Below are 24,031 nucleotides of genomic sequence, written 5' to 3' on the forward strand. Positions count from 1 at the left end.
TCAACAACGACTAACATAAAGGCGGTCATGCAGAGCGGAGCGAAGCAGCTCGCTCAGGCATTTAGGTTAGTAATCCCGCTAAACACGCGGAGCTGCTTCGCTACCGCTCTGCATGACCGCCTTATTTGATGAACGGCTGTTAATCTTCACTTTTGGATAGCAAGTTTAAGTAAGACAATTGTTGAGTGAAAACTGCATCCAAGCTCGCGCCCAAACGCTTACCTTCGCGGTATGACTTCTACCCGCCGCCTAGCCCCATTACTGGCTCCTTCGCTGCTCGCCGCCGATTTTGCCAATCTGCAATTTGAAATTGAGCGGCTCGCCGGCAGCGCCGCCGACTGGCTGCACTGCGACATTATGGATGGCCGCTTCGTGCCGAATATCTCGTTTGGGGTGCCGGTGTTGCAAGCCATTGGCCGGCACGCCAAGCAGCCGTTGGATGTGCATTTGATGATTGAGGACCCCCAGAATTACCTGGCCGCCGTGCGCGATGCGGGCGCAACCAACATCACGGTGCATTATGAGGCTTGCCCGCATTTACACCGCGTCATTCAGCAAATCAAAGCGCTCGGATGCCGGGCGGGAGTGGCGCTGAATCCGCATACGCCGGTATGGCTGCTGGAAGATATTGCGGCCGATCTGGATTTGGTGTGCGTAATGTCGGTGAATCCAGGTTTTGGTGGACAGGCATTTATTCCGAATACCCTGCGCAAAGTGGCCGCTTTGAAGGAACTGCTGGTAGATAGCGGCTCTTCGGCTCTGATTGAGATTGACGGGGGCGTGAGCCTCGATAATGCCGCTGCTTTGGTGGAAGCCGGGGCCGATGTGCTGGTGGCTGGTAACTTCGTGTTCGGCTCGCCCGACCCGGTGGCTACGCTGGCTGACCTGCGGGCGCACTTAAGCGAAAGCGAGCTGCTGGAGGATGAATCGGAGGAGAGCCTGAACGCCTGATGCATTTGATTAATCGCCTGATAAACAAGTCCTTTACTCTGTTACTGACCTTGCTGCTGGTACTGGTCGGGGCGGGGGCGATGGCCCAACAAACTGCCACTCGCGTCGTGGTCAGCGGCAGCGTCCGCGACGCGAATGGGCAGCCACTGGAGCTTGTCGATATAGGCGTGGAAGGCCAGCCCGGCGGTACCACCACCGACGCTGGGGGGCAATTTTCGCTGCGCGTAACGCCTCCCGCGCCCGGGGCGCCGGCCCCTGTGCTCGTGGCGCGCCGCCTAGGCTACAAAGTGTTGCGCACGCCCCTGGATTTAACCAAAAATGCCCCCCAACGGCTCACACTCGCTACTGATGCCCGCGCCTTGGGCAATGTGACGGTGCGCGGCCGGGGAGAAGGTGCTGATACGCGGGAGCAAGTCAGCCTGACGCGCATCAACCCGCGGGCGGCAAAGGAATTGCCTTCCGCCTTCGGTGATTTCAACAAAATACTGACCACGCTGCCGGGTGTGGTGGCCAACAATGAGCTGACCAGCACTTACTCGGTGCGGGGCGGCAACTACGAGGAAAACCTCGTGTACGTGAACGGCATTGAGGTGTACCGGCCGTTTCTGGTAACGGCTGCCCAGCAGGAAGGCCTGAGCTTTATCAACCCTGATCTGGTGAGCCAGGTGGCGTTTTCGACGGGCGGCTGGCAGCCCAAGTTTGGCGATAAGCTCTCGTCGGTGCTGGATGTGGAGTACAAAACGCCCGCTCGATTTGGCGCCTCGGCCACGGCCAGCCTGGTGGGCGGCACGGCCCACGTAGAAGCCACTTCGCCCAATAAGCGCGTGAGCTATCTGGCCGGAATTCGGTACAAAAATGCTCAGTACGTGCTCCGCTCGCTGCGGCAGGCGCAGGGCGGCTACAACCCCACTTTTTACGACGGCCAACTCTACATCAACGCCGCGCTGGGGGGCAAATCGGAGCCGAACCGGACGACTTTGGGTTTGCTGACGTCGTTTGCCCACAACGATTACCGCTTCACACCCGAAACCGGCCAAAGCACATTCAGCACGGCCACCAACCAGTTTACACGTCTGTTCATCGCTTACGACGGCCGCGAACGGATGCAGTACGACACCTACCAGGGTGGCCTGAATCTGCGCCACGAGTTCAGCCCCAAGTTTACGGGGGAGCTGCTGGCTGGGGGGCTTATTTCGCGGGAACTGGAGTTTCGGGACGTGGAAGCCAGCTACCGCTTCGCCGATATCAACGTTGACCCGAGCTCACCTGACTTCAACCGGCCCGTGCGCATCCGCGACTTGGGCTCGCGCTTCGATCATTCGCGCAACACCCTCAGCGCCCGCCTGGCAACTCTCGAAGCCCGCGGCACCTGGACGCCGACCAGCCGCCACACGGTGCGCTGGGGGGCAAAAGCGGGCCGCGAGCACATCGAGGATACACTGAATGAGTACGGCTTTGTCGATTCGGCAGGCTTTGTGCCCGATGCGCGGAATACTCGCCTGCGCACCGATCTGACGCTTAATAGCGACCGTTATCAAGGCTACGCCCAGCATACTATTACGTTCGATTCGCTGCGCACGCTTACTTATGGAGTGCGCGCGCACTATTGGAGCGTAAACCGCCAGCTGGTATTTAGTCCCCGTGTGCAGTACTCGTTTATTACCCGCCGCAACCCGGAGCTGGCGTTCAAAGTGGCAGCGGGCGTGTATTATCAGCCGCCGTTTTATCGCGAACTGCGTAACCAACTGGGCCAGTTGAACCCGGAGCTGCGGGCCCAGCGCTCCTTGCATGTTATCGCCGGCCAGGATCTGAAGTTTCAGCAGTGGGGGCGGCCTTTCCGCTTCACCGGAGAAGTCTACTTTAAATATCTCACCGACGTGGTGCCCTACGACCTGGACAATGTGCGTCTGCGCTACTTTGCCCGCAACAACGCCACCGCCTACGCCGCCGGCCTCGACGCGCGCGTGGCCGGCGAGTTCGTGCCCGGCACGGAGTCGTGGTTTAGCCTAGGCGTGCTCACCACCCGCGAAAACTTGGACGACGACTTCGTCACCCTGCGCGACGAGGAGGGCAAGGAGATTGGGAGGGAAGAAAAAGGCTACATCCGCCGCCCCACCGACCAGCGCCTGAACGTGGGTATTTTCTTTCAGGACCATCTGCCCAACAACCCTTCAGTAAAGGGCTACGTGAACTTTGTGTTTGGCTCGGGCCTGCCGTTCAGCCCGCCCAACCTGCCTGAAGAGCGCGGCACCACCAAGCTCAGCCGCTCCTACAAGCGCGTCGATTTGGGCGTTTCCAAAGTGCTCACCCTGCGCACCGCCGGCGCTACGCCACGTCGTACGGGTCAGTTAGAAAGCTTGTGGCTGGGTCTGGAAATTCTGAATGTGCTGGCCGCAAACAACGTGGGCGGCTACAGCTACTTGCAGGATGTAAACGGCGACACCTATTCCGTCCCGAATTATCTGTCGCAGCGCCTGGTGAATCTGCGCGTGATTGCGCGGTTCTGATCCACAGGATTAAGCGGCAAGAATCTGGTACTTAGTTGGGTTGTAGGATTCCAAAGCGTCTGCCTTTCACATCCAGAACGATGATTTGGTTCGCGAATGGTTCGTTGCCGAGCATGCCGCCCATGCCGGAAAAGCGCATGAGTACATTCTGAAAGAAAGTAGTGCCTTCGATGTGCGTGACGGTGCCCAGGGGAATTGTCTGGTTGTCAAAGCCAAGCTGAGCCGTACTGGGAACCGTATAGGAAGTGAGCTTTTTGCCCCACGAGTTGACGGAGGCCGCTTGAACAGGAGCCCCGGCTTTGGCTAAATCCTGCCATGTGCTTTCGCTGGTCAGCAAGGCAAAGGCACTGGATCCGGTATCAAACAGGAGTTGTTGGGGCTTGCCTTGCAACTCTGGCGTGAGCTGTACCCGCCGACTTTCAAACGAGAGCGGAACAAACGCAAGGCGCTGGGTAAGGCTATCGGGAATGGCAGTGGAAAGGCGAAATTGCTGGCGAGCGTAGTCGATGAGCAGCACCCGGCCATCCATTATATCAGTGCCCAGGGTACCAATGATAAGATAGTTTTTGCTGTCAGGTGCAGGTAGCTGGCGGGCGCCCATTGGTCTTACCTGTATGCTTCGGGAAGTAATTTGGCCATTGCCTAAACCGAACTGAAAATCAGTTACTGTATCATGGCCTGCCGTGTAGGCGAGGCGCATGGCCGGATATTGCTGCTGAAGGGCCGTGAGTGGGTGGGAGTAGAGTAGGGAGTAGGGTGCCCCCGAATCGAATTGCAGGTAGCAGGTTTGGGCGCAGCCAGGCACAACAACCGGAACGAGTAAAGCCGCATGTGCCACCGGGCGTGTACCCTGCGTATCAGCCAGCCACACAAATGATGAGGCTACAGGCAGGCGAGCTATCTGCAGCTGATTAGCGGGCGCTTCATACATTTTGCGGACGTAGAAGTAGCCACCGATGCCACTAAGGAATAGCAGCGATACTAGAGCAGCGACAATTTTAAGAGCAGGCTTCATGCAGCAGAAGTGAGAGTGATTTGCTGAGCCAAAAGTAGGCGCGCTGTTCCCTCTTACCTTGCGTCAATTTCCCGTCATTTGGCCGCCATTAGCTGTTCTCAGCCTGTAAAGCGCTTTATTGGTAAAATTCGAGACACGAAAATCTTAGCTCAAAGCCGGATCGGGTACAGGTTGAGGTGGCCTTGGCGGAGGCGAAAAGCATTGTAGCAAATGACCCCCACGTTCACCGCATAGGTGACAAACAGGATGCTGAGTAAGCTAAATGGCAACGTTGATTTAGTAGAAAAGCCCCCCACAAGATGCATTGCCACAGCCAGCAAGTAGAGGAAGAAACACCCGACTTGCCACAGAATCTGGAAGCCAACGACCCGGCGACCTAGCTCGGCCACGTCTTGAACCTGGTGCTTGCGGGCCCGCCACAGCACGACCGGCACTATAATATTAAGGAGTGGAAGCAGCAGAAAGCTTAAGGCACTCAGATTGAGCAGCTGCAAAAATTGCGGATCGGGGCGCAAATCCGCTAATGGGACTGCTGGCATTGGCTGTTCTTCTGTCATTTGAAAGTTCGCAATGGAGCTTTCAAGAGCCGTGGCCAGGGCTTGTAAGGTGTACCCTCGGGGCACGGTTTCACCCCGCTCTACCCGCTGAATGGTGCGCAAACTCACGCCCGAGCGCTCGGCCAATACTTCCTGGGAAAAGCCGCGCTCTTTGCGAAGGGCTACGATAGAGCTGGGAGAAAACATACCGGGCCGGTAGATAAAATAGAAGTAGGAGCAAGTATACTTCTTTCGGCTGAGTTGGCACCGGCCAGTGCTACCAGGAAGCGGGCCGCCCGGTAGCACTGGCTTTAGAGGACCTACGTACTCTTTTCCTTATGCACATCCCGAAACCCAAGCATGGGCAGTAGCTGCTCTTCCTTGTCGGCGTCGAAGCCACAGGTGGCGCGGAACTCGCGGGGGTTGCGGTAGGTGGCGAAAAGCATGTCCCACCACACAATGTCGCCGTAGTTGTGGGCGTGTTTCTGGTACTCGTGGTGAATGCGGTGCATTTCGGGGCGCTGAAAAATGTAGCCGATCCACTGCGGGGTGCGCACGTTGGTATGGTAGAAAAACTCGCCCAAGGCCGTGCAGAGCGTATAAATGCCCCCCGCCACCGGCGACAAGCCCAGCAGCGTATATATAAGGAGTCCGCCGAGCAGGGAGTTGGCCGTCATTTCCAGCGGGTGCTTGTAAAAGGACGTGATGACTTCGAGGCGCTGAGGGCTGTGGTGAATCTGGTGGAAGTGCTGCCAGAGAAAGTCAACGGTATGACGCCAGCGGTGCCACCAGTAAAAAATAAACGTGGCCACGAAATAAGCCCCCATTCCGCTCACCACGGGGCTCACGTGTTCCGACAGGTGAAACACAGAGTAAGCCGAAAACCACTTCTCCCAGCTCACGCCGGCCAGCAACACTACCAGCAATTGCAGAAAATTCAGGGCCAGGACGCGCCGCGTCCAGGTTGGTACGGGGGGCAATTTCCAGCCTGGAACGATGCGCTCAAGTATAAAGCAGCCTACGAATACCAGAAAAATGATGAGCAAAGTGGGCGGCGCGCTCCATGTCCAGGTAGGAAATCCGAATTCGCAGGCGAGAAGTAGCAATTGCATGGCCTTTGGGGTTAAGTGAATGACTGATCCAAAGGTGGAGGCATTACCGGAAGGCGAAATTGACGCAGATCAAGTTCGGTGGGGGGCTTTTTATTAAGCTAAACAGTGGTGAATGCGCGGTAGAAACGCAACAGTTGGAATCTCGTCGTTGCTGAAGTTATTTACCCAAGCGGTACATTTACCCAAGCGGTACGGCACCAATCGTTCAACAAGGAGACGCAAAATGGTGCGTCCGTGAAGTGGCCACTTACCGCCGGCCGCGCAGGCGGCTTAGCGTTTCGGGCGTCAGGCCGAGATGGGAGGCAATGTGCTTGAGCGGCACGCGCTGAAAAATGGCCGGAAAATCGGTTAGCAACTGATCGTAGCGAGCGGGCGCCGATTGTAGACGCAGGTTAAGGGTGCGCCGTTCGCTGAGCACGTAATAATTCTCGGTAAGGCGGCGACCAATAGAATTGAACTCCGGAAACTGCTGGTATAGGTGCTGCAACTGCCCATAACTCAACGACCACAGCGTGGCATCTTCCAGCAGCTCCACATATTCCAGCGAAGGCGTTTGGGTGAAGAAGCTGACGATGGAAATGATAAAGTCATTCTCCTTCATAAACCACGAAGACACTTCCCGGCCATCTTTCAGGTAAAACCCGCGCACCACGCCCCGCTCCACAAAATACAACCGATGCGCCACGTGCCCCGGCTCCAGCAGGTGCGTGCCGCGCGGCAGCTGCTCCCGGCGCATCAGCCGCTCCAACTCAGCCCGCAGCTCCGCCGATAGAGGCTGCATGGTTTCCAGCAAAGCAAGAAGGGGCGAGGGCGGCACAATAGGCATCAGTCAGGGGCAAGGAAGTAGCCATCAAATAAATGTAAAACGGGCGCTGGGGGGCAAAATCACAGTATTTTGCCCCCCAGCGCCCGTTTTTGTTAGTCACTTAATATGCCTTCGCCTGCCAATCAGTGAGGGCCACGCGCATGCCTGGGAGCTGAGCCTTAAATGTGTCGTCGCTTTTGTCGCCGAGCTTAATGGCCTTGCGAGCGTACACGATGGCAGTGCTATAATCTTGCTTGGAAGCCAGCAAACGGGCCTTTATCCAGTTATTGGTGTACACATCCTTCAACCGAATCGACTCATTAATATAGCGTAGAGCCAGCTCGCCTTGAAGGTTGTTCTGCACCAGATAGTCGGCGGCCTGCGCCAGGAGCTGCCAGTTGCTGGGCGCGGCGGCCAGGGTTTGTTGAATGCCTTTCACTACCTGCTCATGCACATTCGTTTCAATGGTCATGCTGACGGTGCGCTTTTCCCAGGATAGGTTGAGGCGGGCCGTCGTCGGCTTTACCTCCGAAAACCAGTACACCAGCGTTTCATACATGGGGGCCGTTTCGGAGGAAACCGGCACCCGAAGCAAATCGTCTTTTGCATCGTAGCCTTCGCTGCCCCAATGCGTGGTTACGCGGTTGAGAATAAGCTGCCAGTCCTGATTATCCTGGGGCAATACATAGAAGGAGTACTTGCCCGCCGGTACGGGCTCACCGTTTATTTTTACCGGGGCCGAAAATGTGATGAGCGTATTTTCGTTGGCGCCCGCCCGCCACACTTGCCCCCACGGTACCAGCTGCCCCCAGATCTGCCGACCCCGAACGCCGGGCGCGTGGTAGTCCACCGACACATCGGTGAGGCCAATAGTTTGCAGCACATATGCCCGCGGGCTAGCCTGCGGCAATGGCAGTTGCGGGATATCGGCTGCTGGCTGCTGTTGTGCCAAGACTGGCGCACTGGCTAGTCCCAGCAACAAGCAGCAAGCGCTGCCAGTCAGCAGTCGGGAGAACGAGCGTGAAAGCAATGACAACATAACAGACAAGGCAACAAGGTGGTGAAATAGGGCGGAAGCGGGAATCTTTTGTTCTATCCGTAACAATAGTGCCAAAGTACTCACCGCACTTACTATATACGCAACAGCAGCTCGACAGAAACTTTTTAGGCCAAAAGTTTTCAAACCTCGTATCTGCGTGTACTTTTGCCCAGCAATCCGCCTTTATGCCCTTCGCCTCGCGCCAGTTTTCCTCCCTAAGCCTCACGGCTGCCCTGCATTCAGGGGCCGTTGCTGGCGTAGGCGCGCCGCATCATCTGCATCACGGGCATCATTCCTCTTTCTAGAGGAATTATACAAGCATATCGTCCCCGTGGGGTGTGCCGCAGTTGGCCACCCGGTTACCCATCAAAGGTGGCCCTGGTCGTTTTGACCTTTTCTGCCCGATTTTAAACCACATTGTAGCCATTTCCTGGTTTTTGTGGTTCTGTTCAGAGAAGTACGAATTTGGCCCCTGCGTCTCTTCTTGCTTTCCCATTTTCCATTTTTATTTGACCCCATGATTCGTCTGGCCATCCAGAAGTCAGGCCGCCTCAGCGAAGATTCCCTGAATCTGATCCGTGAGTGCGGTATTTCCTTCGTCAGCAGCACCTACAAGCTCAAGACCGAAGCCACCAATTTTCCCCTCGAAATCCTGTTTTTGCGCGACGACGATATTCCCGGCTATGTCCAGGACGGTGTGGCTGATCTGGGCATCGTGGGCCAGAATGTGTTGGTGGAAGCTGGCCACCCCGAGCTGGAGGTGGAAGCCCTGGGCTTCAGCAAGTGCCGCCTGTCGTTGGCTATACCCCGGGGGGCAAATTATACATCGGTGGCCGACTTGCAGGGCCTGAACATTGCCACCTCGTACCCCGAGATTCTGGGTCGCTATCTGGCCGGCGAAGGCGTACAAGCCCAGCTGCACACCATCAGCGGCTCGGTGGAAATAGCGCCCAGCATTGGCCTGGCCGACGCTATTTGCGACATCGTATCCTCGGGCTCCACGCTGCTAGGTAATGGTTTGCGCGAAGTGGAAACGGTATTTCGCTCGGAAGCAGTCCTTATTGCCACCCAAAATCTGTCGGCCGAAAAGCAGGAGATTCTGGATCAGCTGCGCTTTCGGATGCAGGCCGTGCGCCGCGCCCGCCGCAACAAATACATCATCCTAAATGCCCCCCAGAGTGCCTTGGAAGCGGTATTTGCCTTGCTGCCCGGCATCAAGTCGCCCACCGTCACGCCCCTGGCCGAGGAAGGTTGGGTATCGGTGCAGTCGGTAGTAAACGAGGATGACTTCTGGCACATCACCGGCCAACTCAAGGCCGTTGGCGCCGAAGGCATTCTGGTGCTGCCCATTGAAAAAATGATTAGTTAAATGGCTAATGGTTGAATGGCTAAATGGTTAGAAGTTAAATGGTTGATCGTTAAGCGATTGATCACTTAGCAATTCAGCCATTTACTTATTCAACCATCAACCATTTAACCCATAGCCATTTAACCATTTAGTAAATGCAACTCATCCGCTATCCTGAGTTGGCCGAGTGGCCGGCTTTGCAGCAGCGCGCCGCCGCTGGCGAGGCCCGCGAACTGGAAGAACGCGTGCGCCTGATTTTTGAGGATGTGCGCCAGCGCGGCGACGAAGCCCTGTGCGAGTACGGCGCACGGTTCGATGGCGCCATGCTCACCGATTTGCGCGTCCGCCCTGAAGAATTGGCCGCGGCCGCTGCCCAGGTGCCGGTCGCGCTGCAAGCTGCTATTCGGCAGGCGCATGCCAATCTGGTCATGTTTCATACTCTCCAGCGTCCGGTGGAAGAGCGCATCGAGACTATGCCGGGCGTGGAGTGCTGGCGCCGCGCGGTGCCCGTGCAGCGGGTAGGCTTATACATTCCCGGTGGTTCGGCACCATTGTTCAGCACCTTATTGATGCTGGGCGTGCCCGCCCGCCTGGCCGAGTGCTCTGAGATTGTGCTCAGTACGCCGCCCGCTCAGGATGGCTCCGTGAACCCCATTATTCTGTTTACGGCGCAGCTATTGGGTATCACCACCATTGTTAAAGCGGGTGGCGCACAGGCTATTGCGGCCTTATCGGGCGGGACGGAAAGCGTGCCGGGCGTGGATAAAATCTTCGGCCCCGGCAACCGCTACGTCACGGCGGCCAAGCAGCTGGCTACCCGCTACGGCGTGGCTATCGACATGCCCGCCGGCCCCTCTGAAGTGCTGGTTATTGCTGATTCAACTGCCAATCCGGCTTTCGTCGCTGCCGATTTGCTCAGCCAGGCCGAGCACGGCCCCGATTCCCAGGTGTTGCTGCTCACTACTTCCGATTCGGTACTAGCGGCCGTTACGGCGGAAGTGGAGCGCCAGCTGGCCACGCTGCCGCGGCGCGAAGTGGCGGCCCTGGCCTTGCAGGAAAGCCGCGCCATTTTGCTGCGTACGCCCGAGGAAATGCTGTATTTCTCCAATCAGTACGCGCCGGAGCACCTGATTTTGGCCGTGGAGGGCGCCGAGCAATACAGCGCGGGCGTCACCAGCGCGGGCTCGGTTTTTCTGGGCCACCTGACGCCCGAAGCGGTCGGCGACTACGCCTCCGGCACAAACCATACGCTGCCCACCAACGGCTACGCCCGCAACTACAGCGGCGTCTCGCTCGATTCCTTTCTGAAGAAAATTACCTTCCAGCGCCTGACCACTGAAGGCCTGCGCAATGTGGGCCCCATCGTCGAGACCATGGCCGAAGCGGAAGGCCTGCACGCCCACGCCCGCGCGGTCACGTTGCGACTGGAGAGTTTGGACACTTCACATTAAATAAAATAGAACGTCATGCAGAGCGGCAGCGAAGCATCTCGCTCGCGCCGTTAGATTACTAATCTCTCGTCAGCACGCAAGATGCTTCGCTGCCGCTCTGCATGACGTTCTTGTTAAGAAATAGCGTAACTGATTAATCAATGTTTGATTTAGAATCTCTGGTCCGCCCCAATATCCGGGCAATGAAACCGTACTCCTCGGCGCGTGACGAGTTTCAGGGCGACGCGCAGGTGATGCTCGACGCCAACGAAAACAGTCTCGGCAGCGCTGGCCCCGCCACCTTTAACCGTTACCCCGACCCGCAGCAGCGGGCCGTGAAAGCGGAGCTGGCCAAGATCAAAGGCGTAACTGGGGGGCAAATTTTCCTCGGCAACGGCTCCGACGAAGCCATCGACCTGCTCGTGCGTCTCACCTGCGTGCCCGGCCAGGACAGCATCCTGATTTTGCCCCCCACATATGGCATGTACGAGGTGGCCGCCAACCTCAATGATGTAGCCATTCAGCGTCTGCCGCTGACCGCCGATTTTCAACTTTCCCCCGAAGTCGTGGCCGGCATCATCGCCTCGGATGCCAAGTTGGTTTTCGTCTGCTCGCCCAATAACCCGACCGGCAACCTGCTCCACGCCGACGCCATTGAGGAAATCCTGCGCGGCTTCCGCGGCCTAGTTGTGGTGGATGAAGCCTACTCCGACTTCGCCTCCGCGCCCAGCTGGACCACCCGCCTGGCCGAGTTCCCGAACCTGGTGGTTCTGCAAACCTTCTCCAAAGCCTGGGGCCTGGCCGGCCTGCGCCTCGGTATGGCTTTCGCCTCGCCGGAAATCATTGTCTATCTCAACAAAATCAAGCCTCCTTATAATATATCGGAAGCTACGCAGCAGCACGCGCTGGCCGCGCTGGCCGCTGGGGGGCATTTTGACAACCTGCGCAATGATCTGCTGGTGGGCCGGCAGTGGCTGGCCGAGCGCTTGCCCGCAGTAGAAATTGTCGAGGAGGTTTTCCCTTCCGATGCCAACTTCCTGCTAGTGCGCTTCAAGCCCGATGCCACTGCCGTGTACGACTACTTATTGGCGCGCGGTATTGTCGTGCGCAACCGCACTACTCAGCCTGGTTGCGCCGGCACGCTTCGCCTCACCGTGGGCACGCCCGCCGAAAACGAGCAGCTGCTGGCGGCGCTGCGGGAGTTCGCGTATTAAAGTAAATATCCATTGGGGGGCTTTTTGCTCCCTGTATCGAGGCATCATCTCACGGGGAACACCGCCAAAGCTTGGTGCTATTTTACAACTCATGAAAAAAGTTCTTTTTATCGACCGCGACGGCACCATCCTCATCGAGCCGCAGCCGAGTCAGCAGATTGATGCGCTGACGCCAGATAAGTTTCAGTTTCTGCCCGGCTCTATCAGCAACCTGGCCCGCATTGCCCGCGAGCTGGATTACGAGCTGGTGCTGGTCAGCAACCAGGATGGCCTCGGCACCACCAGTTTTCCTGAAGAAACATTCTGGCCGGCCCACAACCTGATGCTCGATATTCTGCGGGGAGAAGGAGTGGAGTTTGCCCGCGAGCACGTCGACCGCAGCTTCCCCCACGAAAATCTGCCTACCCGCAAACCCGGCGTTGGCATGCTTTCCCAATATCTGGGAAACGAAAGTGGTTACGACCTGCAAAACTCTTTCGTCATTGGCGACCGCCTCACTGATGTAGAGCTGGCCCAGAACCTCGGCTGCCAATCCATACTGCTCCGTGCGGAGGCCGATGAGCGCGCCGCCCTCACCACCCAAAGCTGGGACGAGATCTACCGCTTCCTCCGCCTGCCGGCCCGCACGGCCCTCGTGCAGCGCGACACGAACGAAACCAAAATTCGCGTCGAGCTAAACCTCGACGGGCAGGGCCGTCCCAGCATGCACACCGGCCTGGGTTTCTTCGACCACATGCTCGACCAGCTCAGCAAACACTCGGGCGTCGATATGAAAATCGAGGTACAAGGCGACCTGCACATCGATGAGCACCACACCATCGAGGACACTGCCTTGGCGCTCGGCGAAGCATTCGCCCAAGCTCTCGGCGACAAGCGCGGCCTGGCCCGCTACGGTTTTTTACTACCCATGGACGACGCGTTAGCACAAGCTGCTATAGACTTTTCGGGTCGTCCGTGGCTGGTGTGGGAGGCGGAGTTTAAGCGGGAGCGGGTAGGCGATATGCCAACCGAGATGTTCTATCACTTCTTCAAAAGCTTCTCCGATGGTGCCCGCTGCAACCTCAATATTCAGTGCGCCGGCGACAACGAACACCATAAAATCGAATCCATTTTTAAGGCTGTAGCCAAAGCTATGAAGATGGCCTTAGTGCGTGATGCATCTAAGATGGAGATACCCAGTACCAAAGGGGTTTTGTAAGATTACCCATTTGTTTTAACATTTGGATAATATTCCTAAGTTCATCAGATCATCGTAGAGACGCGTACTCGCGTCTAACCGTCGCGGTCGTTATTTAGGTTAATTATGCAAATGGCGCGCTGCCAGTCGTTCAATGATGAGACGCGAATACGCGTTTTTACACCGTTCTGATGGCCTTGGGCAGACGTGGCCCGCATGATATGGGTTATTGATAATTACTCAAATGTTTAAACAAATGAGTAAATAATAAGTATCAAATGGAAATAGCAGTCATAGATTATAAAGGCGGCAATGTGCAGTCAGTGCTGTTTGCGCTGGAACGCTTGGGATGCCAACCAACTCTCACTGCCGACCCGGAAGTAATACGGCGGGCCGACAAGGTGATCTTCCCCGGCGAGGGTGAAGCGGCCTCGGCTATGCGCGAGCTACGGGCGCAGGGATTGGATAAAGTACTGCCCACGATTACCCAACCTTTTCTGGGGGTATGTTTGGGTATGCAGCTGCTGGGCACACACAGCGAAGAGAACGACGCGACCATGCTGGGTATATTACCTTTTGAGGTAAAACGCTTCCCAAAGCTGCCGGAGTACAAAGTGCCGCACATGGGTTGGAACACGTTGCAGCGGTTGCGCTCTCCACTGTTTGAAGGCCTTGGCGCGGAAGACTACGTATACTTCGTGCATAGCTATTACGCGCCGGTCGGTGACTATACGATTGCCGAAGCGGAATATCCTGCACCCTTCAGCGCGGCCGTACAGCACAAGAACTTCTACGCCGTACAATTTCACACCGAAAAAAGCGGCCCGGTAGGCACGCGGATTCTGGAGAACTTTCTCAAGCTCTAACGTTGAGCTTGTGCTTAGCGCGATAGTAGCGCGAACTTGTAGTTCGCGTTTCGTTGCAATGAATAAGCAAATGTTTCTAAAAATGCCCCCCAGTGTAGGTGTGCAACGAAAGGCGAACTACAAGTTCGCGCTACGACAATCCGACGAAACCCTAAGTGTAAACTTAGCATTCCCATTTGCCAAATGAACATCATCCCCGCCATCGACCTCATCAACGGGCAGTGCGTCCGCCTTACGGAAGGCGACTTCGCCCAGCAAACCACCTACGACGCCGATCCGGTGGCTGTAGCCCAGCGCTTTGAGCAGCAGGGCGTGCGGCGGCTGCATCTGGTAGACTTGGACGGGGCGCGGGCGCGGCATCCGGTCAATCTGCCGGTGCTGGAGAAAATCGCCCGCCACACCCAGCTACACATCGATTTTGGGGGCGGGCTGCAAAGCGAGCAGTCGGTCAGGCAGGCCTTTGATGCGGGCGCGGCGCAGATTACGGCCGGCAGCATTGCCGTCCGCGAGCCGGGCGTGGTGCAGCACTGGCTGACCACGTTTGGGGCCGATAAGATTATCGTGGGGGCCGATTTTCGCCACAACCATATTGCCATCAATGCCTGGGCCGACCAGTCGGAATGGACGCTGAGCGCGTTTATTGGGGAGTACCTGGAGGCCGGCGCTACTACTTTCATCTGCACTGATGTGAGTAAGGACGGCAAGCTGCAAGGCCCCTCGCTGCCCATGTATCAGGAGCTGCGGGAGCAATATCCGCAGGCCCAGCTTGTGGCCAGCGGCGGCGTAACGACCATGCAGGACGTGGAGGCGCTGGCCGCCATTGGCATGCACGGCGCTATTATCGGCAAGGCGTTGTACGAAGGCACCATCACGCTGGAGCAGCTGCAAGCTTTGCTATAAGCTAACTCATACATAAAAAAGCCCCCCAATGCTTACCAAACGTATTATTCCCTGCCTCGATGTAAAAGACGGCCGCACCGTAAAGGGCGTGCGCTTCGAGGGCCTGCGCGACGCCGGCGACCCGGTGGCCCTGGCCTCCCGCTACGCCCGCGAAGGCGCCGACGAGCTGGTGTTTCTCGACATCACGGCCACCAACCAGAAGCGCGCTACCCTGGTAGCCCTGGTGCGCGACGTGGCCCGCGAGCTGGACATTCCCTTCACCGTGGGCGGCGGCATCGGTACCGTGGCCGACGTGGAAGCTTTACTCATGAACGGGGCCGATAAAGTCAGCATCAACTCCGCCGCCCTGCATCGCCCCGAGCTGATCGACGAGCTGGCCCGCCGCTTCGGTTCCCAGTGCATCGTAGTGGCCGCCGACGCCCGCTTTCACGAGCCCGAAGGCTGGCAGATTTATACTCGCGCGGGCACGCACAACACCGGCCGCGACGCCGTGCAGTGGTGTCGGGAAGCCGCTGAGCGTGGCGCGGGCGAAATCCTGCTCACTAGCATGAGCAACGACGGCACCAAGGACGGATTTGCGCTGGATATCACCGGGGCCGTAAGCCGGGCCGTATCCGTGCCCGTGGTGGCTTCGGGCGGCGCGGGCAGCAAGCAGCATTTCACGGAGGTATTCCAGAATGCCCAGGCTGATGCGGGCCTCGCCGCCAGCATCTTTCACTTCGGCGAAATCGGTATTCGGGAGCTAAAAGAACACTTGCGCCAGGATGGGATTCCGGTGCGACTGTAGTGCATTGGTATAGCTAAAGTCGAGAAGGAATGAAATGGTTAAGGACTGTCTGCTTGCTGATTCTAGGCGCATGTAATACACCAGATGGTCGTTCCTCGGGGGCAATAAACTCTAGGCAACCTGAATCTAATTCTAATGTGAATGGAAAGGAATTGACACGAGTGGAGGGCTCTTCGGTCTCTTTTGATATTCGTTCATTTATTGCCATACCCTGCGCAGGATATGAGAAGCAGTTCCCTTCGGCCAGACCATTTTCAATAATTGACAAAGAGAAGCTTACGGCCATTGACAAATACTTACGAAGTCTTCAGCCACACACGCAAAACAACGAAGTAGATATTCGTGCAAAAGCCATTTTGTTCTATAACAACCAAACTAGTGACACGCTTTGTATTGGCAAATTCAATAGCTACTATAAAGGAGAAGCAGTGCAAGTTGACAAAGAGCTTATTTCCCTACTCGGTATTAATCCATGACATTCGATTTCGATAAAATGCCCGATGGGTTAATTCCCGCCGTGGTGCAGGACGACCAGACGGGCCAGGTGCTAATGCTGGGCTACGTGAATCAGGAAGCACTAGCCAAAACTCAGCAGGAAGGCCGCGTGACGTTCTTCTCCCGCTCCAAAAACCGCCTCTGGACCAAGGGCGAAATCTCCGGCAACTTCCTGACAGTAGTAAGTCTGCACCCCGACTGCGACGGCGACGCGGTGCTCATCCGCGCCCGGCCCGACGGCCCCACCTGCCACCGCGGCACCGTCAGCTGCTTCGAGCAACCCGATCAAACGGCTATTCCCGCCGCCCCGGTCGGGTTTCTGGCCGAGCTGGAGCGCCTCGTGCAGCGCCGCCGCGACATCCCCGATGAAGATCCGAAGTCGTACACGGCCTCACTTTTTCGCAAAGGCATGCCCAAAATCGCCCAGAAAGTAGGTGAGGAAGCCGTAGAAACAGTAATCGACGCCGTGGGGGGCAATTTTGAAGGCTTAAAAGGCGAAGCCGCCGACTTACTCTATCATCTGCTGGTGCTATTGGCCGCTTCCAACCTGACGCTGGACGATGTAGTAGCCGTGCTGCGCGAGCGGCACAGCACGATTTCGGCGGGTGTGCGCCGGGAGTAGGGCTTTACATTTAATGAGAAGTAGGCTTCCAAAATAAGGCGGTCATGCAGCGCAGCGCGAAGCATCTCGCTTGCTTCGTTGTTTAGTTAGGCAACGACCGCGAGCGAGATGCTTCGCGCTGCGCTGCATGACCGCCTTTTTAAAGTAAGAGTATTCTGGGGGGCATTTTCGCGTTCAGTACCTGCTAATAAGCTGCTGGCGCTAAATCCTTTTTACCTTGCGGCCGCATTACCGCATTTCTATGTCTGCTGCCCCTTCTGCTTACCTTGCCACCCAGTCGCTTACGGTGCTTGTTCCTGTTTATAATGAGGAAGAAAGCCTGCCGCAGTTTGTGGTGGAGATGGATAAATTTCTGGCCCAAACGCCCGTTACGACCACCGTTTTGTTTGTCAACGACGGCTCCACGGATAACTCCCTGTCGCTGCTGCGCGATATTTGCCGCGCGGGTAGCCAGTATGAGTTTATTAGTCTGGCCCAAAACCGCGGTTTGAGCACGGCCATCAAAGCCGGAATCGACCACTGCCGCACGACGCTTATTGGCTACATCGACAGCGACATTCAAACCATGCCGCTCGACTTTCTGACCTTTTTCGAGTTTTTGCCCGAGCACGATATGGTGAACGGCATCCGGGCCAAGCGCCAGGATACGCTGGTCAAGAAGCTCTCCTCGAAGGTGGCCAACACGGTACGGCGTACGCTCATTAACGACGGCATTCAGGACACGGGCTGCCCGCTGAAAATCATCAAAATCGAGTATGCCCGACGCATTCCGTTGTTTCATGGCATGCATCGCTTTCTGGGCGCGCTGGTGCAATTGCAGGGCGGCAAAGTAAAGCAGCTGCCCGTGCGCCACTTCCCGCGCTTCGCCGGCACGGCCAAGTACAACCTCTGGAACCGCGCCTGGAAGCCCCTGGTTGATACCTTTGGCTTTCGCTGGATTCGGAGCCGCTGGCTGAATTATGCCATCGGGGAGGAGCAGCGCCAAGAGCAGGCTCAGGCCAGCCGCACGCTCGAAGGCTAGCCCCAGAGCATGAAAACCGAAGTCGTCGCGTACGGGGTGGGGCTCATTGCCCAGCTGTTGTTTTCGAGCCGGATTATTCTGCAATGGATTCAGAGCGAGCGGGCCAAGCGGGTGCTGGTGCCGGTGCTATTCTGGCAAATCAGCCTGGTGTCGTCGTTTCTGATGATTCTCTACGGCATGCTTCGCCACGACCCGATTATTCTGGCGGCTCAGCTTATCAGCTACGCCATCTACATTCGCAACCTGCAATTGCTGGGTGAGTGGAGCAAACTGCACGGCGCTTTTCGGGCAGGGGCTTACACGTTTCCCCTAGCGGCTATCGGCTGGTTTGTGGCGGGCACCTCGTTTTTTAGCCTCAAAACCATGCTCGAAAACCGGATTCCGGGGGGCGTTTTGGCGCTCGGAGCCGTGGGGCAAACCATCTTTCTGCTGCGCTTTGTGTACCAGTGGCTGTACTCGGAGCGCAAGGGCGAGTCGGTGCTGCCGCTGGGTTTCTGGCTCGTCAGCCTCATCGGTTCGGCCCTGATTCTGGCTTACGCCGTGCTGCGCCGCCCCGTGGATTATGTGCTGATTCTGGGCAACGTGCCGGGCATTGTGGTGTACGCGCGCAACGTGGTGCTGCTGCGCCGCGAAATCAAGGGGCTGCGCGTAGAGGAGATTGAGAAGTAATACGTGATGCAGCTATGTGCTAGTGAATAATTTACTGTCCGTAAATCAGGCACAAAAAAGCCCCCCACTACTCAAGTGGGGGGCTTTTTTGTGCCTGATTTACCGAAAGGTTAGCGGGGCTGCCAGGTAAAGCACAGCCCCGTAGCTCCTCCATACAAGGTAGGCGTCAGGGTCATGCCTTCCGGCAGGCGGGGCTTCCGTCCCCAGCGGTTGCGGTGGGTCAGGTAGGCCAGGTGGGCGGAGAGAATGCCAAAGCCCGCGCCGGCCACCACGTCGCTTTGCCAGTGCTTGGTGTTGATCATGCGCAGCGCGCCCACGCCCGTGGCAATAGTATACGCCCCAATGCCGTACCATTGGCTTTTATCGCGAAACTCGGTGTGCACGATGCTGGCGGCCAGAAAGGCCTGGGCCGTGTGGCCGGAGGGAAAGGCCTCATTGTCGGAGCCATCGGGGCGGGGCCGACGGGTAATATGCTTCAGGGCAAATACCGACGTGAGCATAATCGCCTCTGCTTTGACCATGACAAGCAGCGTGTTTATCCGGTCGCTGCGCGACTCCACGCCGGCCAGCGCCACGAGGCCCAGCTCAGCGTAGGGAGCCAGCAGAAGGTAGTCGTCGAGGCGAGTGCGGTAGGTGGGAAAGAGCTTGTGAATGTCGCGGTTGGCCTGCTCGTTGGTATAAAACCCTCCGCCCTTGTGGGTATAAAAGCCGTAGCCAATCATCACCGCCGGCACAATGGTGGCGCGCACCAGCTTGCCCCGATACCAGGGTTTGGCACTGGTGACCCCAGCCGGAGATTCATACTTGCGAAGGGTGTCGGCGGGCGTCTGGGGGGCAATTTGGGCGCATACCGGCGTGCCTGTGCCCAGCAGCAATACGAGCCCAGCCACACGGACTCTAAGCGCGTGCAACGGGAAACGGCGAGTGAAAGTCAGCATCAAAGAAAACAGTGAATTTGCGGCGGCGGGTAAGGATGAAACTGCTTCAGGTACCAGCGAAGCATAGGTAAATGGCAATGCTATATTATTTAAAGAAAATTTAGTGATATTAGACGGGCTTAGCTCACTTAATCGAAGCTTACGAGTCCACTCAAATGTAAGTCGCTTAAACCAGCACTCCGTCGCCGAGATTCACCTCACACCTACGCTCCGTTCTATGCCTACACATTCTAATCACTATTGGCTGGGCTGTTTACTGTTCGTCGCCAGCGGAACGCTTTCCGGATGCAACCAGACTTCCCGTAGCCAGCCGCCGCCTGCCAGTGCCGATGCTTCGCTGTACCAGCTGGCTGTTCTTCGCTCTGAGGCAGAATCGGAAGAGCAAAAACCGACCAAAAAGCCCAAGCCCGGCCGTAAGCCCAAGACGAAGGCAGACTACGAGAGTGCCATTGCATCGGTCAAAAAATACCGGCAAACGCATTCGGCCGGGGGCCTGCATAATGGCTACCTCAGCAAGCAGGTAGTCAAGGACCTAATATCCAGCGGCAAATGCGAAGGCATACGCGTGTACTTGGCCGATAGTGCCGGGCAGGAGAGAATGGTGGTGATAGGCGTGGATAAGGATGGCGCTGACTTAGTTACTCCCACAAATCTGGAAGACCAAACCGGCCTCAAAAGCCAGGGCAAATATCTGTTTGGCATAACGGAAGACAAATGCCCGGAGAATTGTATTGGCGCTACTTTATATGAGTAAGTAGCGCGCAGATAAGAAAATAACCCATCATTTTACTTTCCACTGCATCTTGACTTCTATGAAAACAGGTACGAATCTGCGTTGGGTTGGCTGCTTATTGATAGTATGTGCTGGGGGGCTTTTTGGGTGTGAGAATAAGTCCCAACAAGCAAACCAAGCCTCTCAGAATTCTATAACTCAAGATTCGTCAAGTACGACTATGGAAACTGGGGTGGTACCAGCAGAGCTTGACTCAACATTGAACCTAGAGCCTGATCCATTTGATCCTGATGCTGGTACGTTAATAGCCAGTAAGAGAGACCGTGATACTGCTATTGCGGATGTGAGGCGATACAAAAAAAAATATGATGGAAATATTACCAGTAATTATTTTAGTAGAGATCTTATAGTGAAGCTTTTAGCAGACGAAAGGGTGAGAGGTCTTCGTGTTTATCGGAGCCAGGAGAAGGATAGCCAGGGCAGGCCAAAAGGCAAATTGAAAGTTATCATAACTGGCGTGGACAAAACAGGTAAAGAGATACCTATTAACAAGGAGATTTCACCCGGTGTGTTTGAGTCAGACTACAAAATGGGAGTAAGCTATGAGAGGTGTCCTGAAAACTGCGGATTTTTTGATCAGAATTAAGTAACGCGAATGGATGCTTGGGTCGTCGTTCATTTGATTAACCGGGTACTGGAGGCTGCACCTATACTGCCGTTTGCGTGCGCATGCCTGCGCCGGCAGCACATTCCGTATCGCTTCCGGCTGGTATTCTATTATGTGGCCGCCAAAGTGGTGCTGTTTCCCATGGACACGCTCAGCCGCATCACCATTCGCAACAACGTGTACCTTTTCCACCTGAGCACGGTGCTCATGGTGGTTTTGCTGGCGGGCACCTATCAGCGCCTGTTGCCCGCCGGGCGGGTGCATCAGCTTATCCGGCTCAGTATAGGCATGTTTCTGGTTGTGGCCTTACTGGATGCCACCGTGCTTAATGGTTTTATTACGGACGTGAACAGCTACGCGCAGGCCCTGGGCTGCACCATTCTGGTTACGCTGGCTCTCCTCCACGTGGTGTACCTGACCCGAAGCTCGCCCTTCGAGCTGGAAAAGCAGCCGGAGTTCTTTTTCAGCGTCGCCATTTTGGTGTACTGTTCCTGCTCCGTAGTAACGTATGCGGCTATCAATATCATCTATAGCGCCGAATACTACGATGTGGCCACTATCATCCGCCTCGACACGCTCCTGAGCAGCCCCGATACGTTTCTGGCCGCCGTGCACATGGCGTTGTTTGCCTGGATGTTCCGCTTCTTTCCGATAAGCGTGTCGGCGCGCGCGGCCTTGCCGCGCTGGCTGCACTACAGCAGCTGGCGCCGGCGGCCCTATTGGCTGCTGGGCCAGCAGCTTACGGCCCTACTGCCGGCCAGTGCTGGTCTGCGCGCACCTTCCGACCTTGCCAAATCGGTACACCTTCTTCAAGATAAATGAGCAACCGGAGAGCCGCTGAATTTGCCCCCCAGATGCTTAACTTAGAACCATAGCTTCGTTTTTTTTACGTTGTGCTTAGCTGGCTAGTGCCATGCCCGATGCCCTGATTCCTTTTCTGCTCGTTGGTCCCATCCTGCTGCTGCTGGCCCTGGGCATCGTGACCATTCTGATCCGAGAGCAGCGGCGGCGCCTGGTGCAGGAGCAGGAAAAGCAGCAGATTCTGGCCCAGCAGAATGAGCAGCTGGAGCAGCAGGTAGCGGCTCGCACCTCGGAGATAATTGCCCAGCGCAACGACCTGGAGCAGGCACTCGCGGACCTGAAAACAACCCAAACCCAGCTGGTGCAACGCGAAAAAATGGCCTCCCTGGGCGAGCTCACGGCCGGCATTGCCCATGAGATTCAGAACCCGCTGAACTTTGTGAATAACTTCTCCGACCTGAGCGTGGATTTGGTGGCCGAGCTGGAGGAGGAACTGGCCAAGGAGCACCTGTCGGAGGATGGGAGGCAAAATATCCAGGTGCTGCTGCAGGAGCTTATTCAAAACCAAAGCCGCATACATCAGCATGGCAATCGGGCCGACCGCATTGTGAAAAGCATGCTGGAGCACTCCAGGGCCGGCAGCACCCAGCGCCAGCTCACAAATATTAATACCTTGGTGGAAGAAAGCCTGCGCCTGGCTTACCACGGCTGGCGGGCCAAGAATAAGGACTCGAACGCCACGCTCCTCACGGAGCTTGACCCCAACCTGCAACCCGTACTGGTGTTGCCTCAGGACCTGAGCCGGGTCTTTCTGAATCTGCTCACCAATGCCTTTTATGCCGTGACGGAAAAGAGCCGGCAGGCGCCGCCCGGCTATTGCCCGGAAGTGTGCGTGCAAACCCGCCCGGTGGGCAACACGGTGCAGGTGCGGGTGCGCGATAACGGGAACGGGATTCCGGCGGCGGTACGTGAGAAGATATACCAGCCCTTTTTCACCACTAAGCCCACCGGCGAGGGTACCGGCCTGGGCCTTTCTCTGAGCTACGATATCATTACCAAAGGCCACGGCGGCACGCTCAGCCTGGACAGCAAGGAAGGGGAATACACAGAGTTTACCATTTCCCTGCCTATTGACCCTAAAAAGCGCCTGGCCTAGCTCAAGTATTATTTTGCGATTTAATTAAATTAATCCGATATTTTCAAGTAGTGCCCCTTCGTCTTCCGCGGAGAAAAAGGGCACGAAATCAGATTTGGTTCTTCGGTGCCGGTGCAAGCGTGGAGCTCGTTACTGGCGTTTTCTGCTTTCGTCAGGCCGCAGCCCCGGCTGGTTGGCCTGCGGCGAATATATCGGTAGTGAACACCTGGCTTTTGCTGGCGGCAATGTTGCTCGATCATCTCATTCCTTCTCGCTTTCGCACCAAGCGCTACGCTCAGCAAGTGGTAGCGGCCCCCGTGGAAGACGCGGCAGCGGAGCCGACCAATTATAGGCTGTTTTATACGCTGTCGCAACGCTGGGTACGCCGCACGATAGTGCAGACGCTGCTGCTGCTGGCGGGGGTTTTTTCGGCCGCGCTGGGTTTGAAGGGCTTTCTGCTGCCCAACGAGTTTATCGACGGGGGCGTTACGGGTATCTCCCTGCTGGTAAGGCATCTGACCGGGATGTCCCTGTCGGTGCTGATTCTGGTTATCAATATTCCCTTTATTATTCTGGGCTATTATCAGCTAGGACGAAAGTTTGCGCTTAAAACCCTGCTTACCATTATGGCCTTGTCTGGGGCGCTGCTGATCGTCTCCTTTCCCAGCGTGACGGAGGATAAGCTGCTGATTGCCGTGTTTGGCGGTTTCTTTCTGGGGGCGGGCATTGGCCTGGCCATGCGGGGCGGCGGCGTACTCGATGGCACCGAAATTCTGGCTCTCTGGCTTAGTCGCAAGCTGCCGCTCTCGATTGGCGATATTGTACTGATTATCAATATCATCATCTTTAGCGTGGCGGCGTGGCTGCTATCCATCGAAACCGCTTTGTACTCCATTCTGGCCTACTTATCCGCCGCCAAAACCGTGGATTTTGTGCTGGTGGGCATTGAGGAATACACCGGCCTGACGATTATCTCCTTCCACAGCACCGAAATCCGGCAGATGATAACCGATAAGCTGCGCCGCGGCGCTACCGTGTACGAGGTTACCCAGGGCTACGGCTCGCACGGTCATCAGCACCTGAAAACAGAAGCCATTTTCACGGTCGTTACCCGCCTGGAGGTTGTGGGCCTGACCGATGAGATTCATAAAATCGATCCGAACGCTTTTGTGGTCATGCAAAGCATCAACGACACCAAGGGCGGACTGGTCAAGAAGCGCGCCTTGCACTAAGCCGCCTCGTCGGGACTGGCCCAGCCTGCCA

At 56.6% G+C, this 24,031-nt stretch carries 24 protein-coding genes; 18 read left to right on the plus strand and 6 right to left on the minus strand.

What is annotated here, in order from left to right; translation table 11 throughout:
- Positions 1-231 precede the first annotated feature (231 nt).
- Together rpe and IEW06_RS14780 are read left to right on the plus strand one after the other, a co-directional pair.
- The gene (gene rpe / locus IEW06_RS14775) at positions 232-951 is read left to right on the plus strand and encodes a ribulose-phosphate 3-epimerase (protein WP_188548512.1); all 720 of its coding nucleotides are present in this window, start codon (positions 232-234) and stop codon (positions 949-951) included.
- Entirely contained in the window at positions 951-3,458 is a 2,508-nt protein-coding gene (locus IEW06_RS14780) for a TonB-dependent receptor (RefSeq protein ID WP_188548513.1), read from the plus strand. Before rpe ends, IEW06_RS14780 begins: the two co-directional genes overlap by 1 nt.
- A gap of 31 nt (positions 3,459-3,489) precedes the next feature.
- Here IEW06_RS14780 and IEW06_RS14785 read toward each other — a convergent pair whose 3' ends face one another.
- From IEW06_RS14785 to IEW06_RS14805, 5 genes are all read right to left on the minus strand, one after another.
- The gene (locus tag IEW06_RS14785) at positions 3,490-4,473 is read right to left on the minus strand and encodes a hypothetical protein (RefSeq protein WP_187732019.1); all 984 of its coding nucleotides are present in this window, start codon (positions 4,471-4,473) and stop codon (positions 3,490-3,492) included.
- 149 nt (positions 4,474-4,622) lie between these two features.
- Positions 4,623-5,216 carry a helix-turn-helix domain-containing protein gene (locus IEW06_RS14790; protein ID WP_187732018.1) on the minus strand — a complete coding sequence of 198 codons (594 nt, stop codon included), beginning with the start codon at positions 5,214-5,216 and terminating at the stop codon, positions 4,623-4,625.
- A gap of 113 nt (positions 5,217-5,329) precedes the next feature.
- On the minus strand, positions 5,330-6,121 hold the full coding sequence (locus IEW06_RS14795) for a sterol desaturase family protein (RefSeq protein WP_187732017.1): 792 nt from the start codon (positions 6,119-6,121) through the stop codon (positions 5,330-5,332).
- A gap of 247 nt (positions 6,122-6,368) precedes the next feature.
- The gene (locus tag IEW06_RS14800) at positions 6,369-6,902 is read right to left on the minus strand and encodes a Crp/Fnr family transcriptional regulator (RefSeq protein ID WP_229743136.1); all 534 of its coding nucleotides are present in this window, start codon (positions 6,900-6,902) and stop codon (positions 6,369-6,371) included.
- Between the two features lie 145 nt (positions 6,903-7,047).
- Positions 7,048-7,965, minus strand: coding sequence for a DUF2911 domain-containing protein (locus IEW06_RS14805; protein ID WP_188548514.1), 918 nt, complete (start codon positions 7,963-7,965; stop codon positions 7,048-7,050).
- Positions 7,966-8,482: 517 nt separating this feature from the next.
- On the opposite strand from IEW06_RS14805, the gene hisG reads away from it, so the two are divergent.
- The 11 genes from hisG to IEW06_RS14860 all read left to right on the plus strand — a co-directional run bounded on the left by hisG (position 8,483) and on the right by IEW06_RS14860 (position 18,494).
- Complete coding sequence (gene hisG / locus IEW06_RS14810) at positions 8,483-9,334, plus strand: ATP phosphoribosyltransferase (RefSeq protein ID WP_188548515.1); 852 nt, start codon at positions 8,483-8,485, stop codon at positions 9,332-9,334.
- A 134-nt stretch (positions 9,335-9,468) separates the two neighbouring features.
- Positions 9,469-10,764, plus strand: coding sequence for a histidinol dehydrogenase (hisD, locus tag IEW06_RS14815; protein WP_187732014.1), 1,296 nt, complete (start codon positions 9,469-9,471; stop codon positions 10,762-10,764).
- 140 nt (positions 10,765-10,904) lie between these two features.
- On the plus strand, positions 10,905-11,957 hold the full coding sequence (hisC, locus tag IEW06_RS14820; protein ID WP_187732013.1) for a histidinol-phosphate transaminase: 1,053 nt from the start codon (positions 10,905-10,907) through the stop codon (positions 11,955-11,957).
- Between the two features lie 91 nt (positions 11,958-12,048).
- Positions 12,049-13,155, plus strand: coding sequence for a bifunctional histidinol-phosphatase/imidazoleglycerol-phosphate dehydratase HisB (hisB, locus tag IEW06_RS14825; protein WP_188548516.1), 1,107 nt, complete (start codon positions 12,049-12,051; stop codon positions 13,153-13,155).
- Positions 13,156-13,412: 257 nt separating this feature from the next.
- Positions 13,413-14,000: an imidazole glycerol phosphate synthase subunit HisH gene (hisH, locus tag IEW06_RS14830; RefSeq protein WP_187732012.1), complete on the plus strand. Its 588-nt coding sequence runs from the start codon at positions 13,413-13,415 to the stop codon at positions 13,998-14,000.
- A 183-nt stretch (positions 14,001-14,183) separates the two neighbouring features.
- On the plus strand, positions 14,184-14,900 hold the full coding sequence (hisA, locus tag IEW06_RS14835; RefSeq protein WP_187732011.1) for a 1-(5-phosphoribosyl)-5-[(5-phosphoribosylamino)methylideneamino]imidazole-4-carboxamide isomerase: 717 nt from the start codon (positions 14,184-14,186) through the stop codon (positions 14,898-14,900).
- A gap of 28 nt (positions 14,901-14,928) precedes the next feature.
- Entirely contained in the window at positions 14,929-15,687 is a 759-nt protein-coding gene (gene hisF, locus IEW06_RS14840) for an imidazole glycerol phosphate synthase subunit HisF (protein ID WP_187732010.1), read from the plus strand.
- 137 nt (positions 15,688-15,824) lie between these two features.
- Positions 15,825-16,163 (plus strand): hypothetical protein, encoded by a 339-nt coding sequence (locus IEW06_RS14845; protein ID WP_187732009.1) that lies wholly within the window; start codon positions 15,825-15,827, stop codon positions 16,161-16,163.
- A complete protein-coding gene (gene hisIE / locus IEW06_RS14850; protein ID WP_187732008.1) occupies positions 16,160-16,804 on the plus strand; it encodes a bifunctional phosphoribosyl-AMP cyclohydrolase/phosphoribosyl-ATP diphosphatase HisIE in 645 nt (214 codons plus the stop codon). Before IEW06_RS14845 ends, hisIE begins: the two co-directional genes overlap by 4 nt.
- Before the next feature lie 241 nt (positions 16,805-17,045).
- Positions 17,046-17,825 (plus strand): glycosyltransferase, encoded by a 780-nt coding sequence (locus tag IEW06_RS14855; RefSeq protein ID WP_187732007.1) that lies wholly within the window; start codon positions 17,046-17,048, stop codon positions 17,823-17,825.
- 9 nt (positions 17,826-17,834) lie between these two features.
- Complete coding sequence (locus IEW06_RS14860; RefSeq protein WP_187732006.1) at positions 17,835-18,494, plus strand: lipid-A-disaccharide synthase N-terminal domain-containing protein; 660 nt, start codon at positions 17,835-17,837, stop codon at positions 18,492-18,494.
- A 110-nt stretch (positions 18,495-18,604) separates the two neighbouring features.
- On the opposite strand, the gene IEW06_RS14865 is transcribed toward IEW06_RS14860, so the two are convergent.
- Positions 18,605-19,432, minus strand: a complete 828-nt coding sequence (locus IEW06_RS14865) for a phosphatase PAP2 family protein (RefSeq protein ID WP_188548517.1) — start codon at positions 19,430-19,432, stop codon at positions 18,605-18,607.
- A gap of 217 nt (positions 19,433-19,649) precedes the next feature.
- On the opposite strand from IEW06_RS14865, the gene IEW06_RS14870 reads away from it, so the two are divergent.
- The 5 genes from IEW06_RS14870 (at position 19,650) to IEW06_RS14890 (ending at position 24,000) form a co-directional block, all read left to right on the plus strand.
- Positions 19,650-20,186 carry a hypothetical protein gene (locus tag IEW06_RS14870; RefSeq protein WP_187732004.1) on the plus strand — a complete coding sequence of 179 codons (537 nt, stop codon included), beginning with the start codon at positions 19,650-19,652 and terminating at the stop codon, positions 20,184-20,186.
- Between the two features lie 199 nt (positions 20,187-20,385).
- Entirely contained in the window at positions 20,386-20,811 is a 426-nt protein-coding gene (locus IEW06_RS14875; protein WP_187732003.1) for a hypothetical protein, read from the plus strand.
- A 9-nt stretch (positions 20,812-20,820) separates the two neighbouring features.
- Entirely contained in the window at positions 20,821-21,654 is an 834-nt protein-coding gene (locus tag IEW06_RS14880; protein WP_187732002.1) for a hypothetical protein, read from the plus strand.
- A 91-nt stretch (positions 21,655-21,745) separates the two neighbouring features.
- Positions 21,746-22,789, plus strand: coding sequence for a sensor histidine kinase (locus tag IEW06_RS14885; protein ID WP_187732001.1), 1,044 nt, complete (start codon positions 21,746-21,748; stop codon positions 22,787-22,789).
- Positions 22,790-23,013: 224 nt separating this feature from the next.
- Positions 23,014-24,000 carry a YitT family protein gene (locus IEW06_RS14890; RefSeq protein ID WP_187734319.1) on the plus strand — a complete coding sequence of 329 codons (987 nt, stop codon included), beginning with the start codon at positions 23,014-23,016 and terminating at the stop codon, positions 23,998-24,000.
- The last annotated feature ends 31 nt before the right edge of the window (positions 24,001-24,031 follow it).

Source organism: Hymenobacter qilianensis, from assembly GCF_014638675.1.
GTDB lineage: Bacteria > Bacteroidota > Bacteroidia > Cytophagales > Hymenobacteraceae > Hymenobacter > Hymenobacter qilianensis.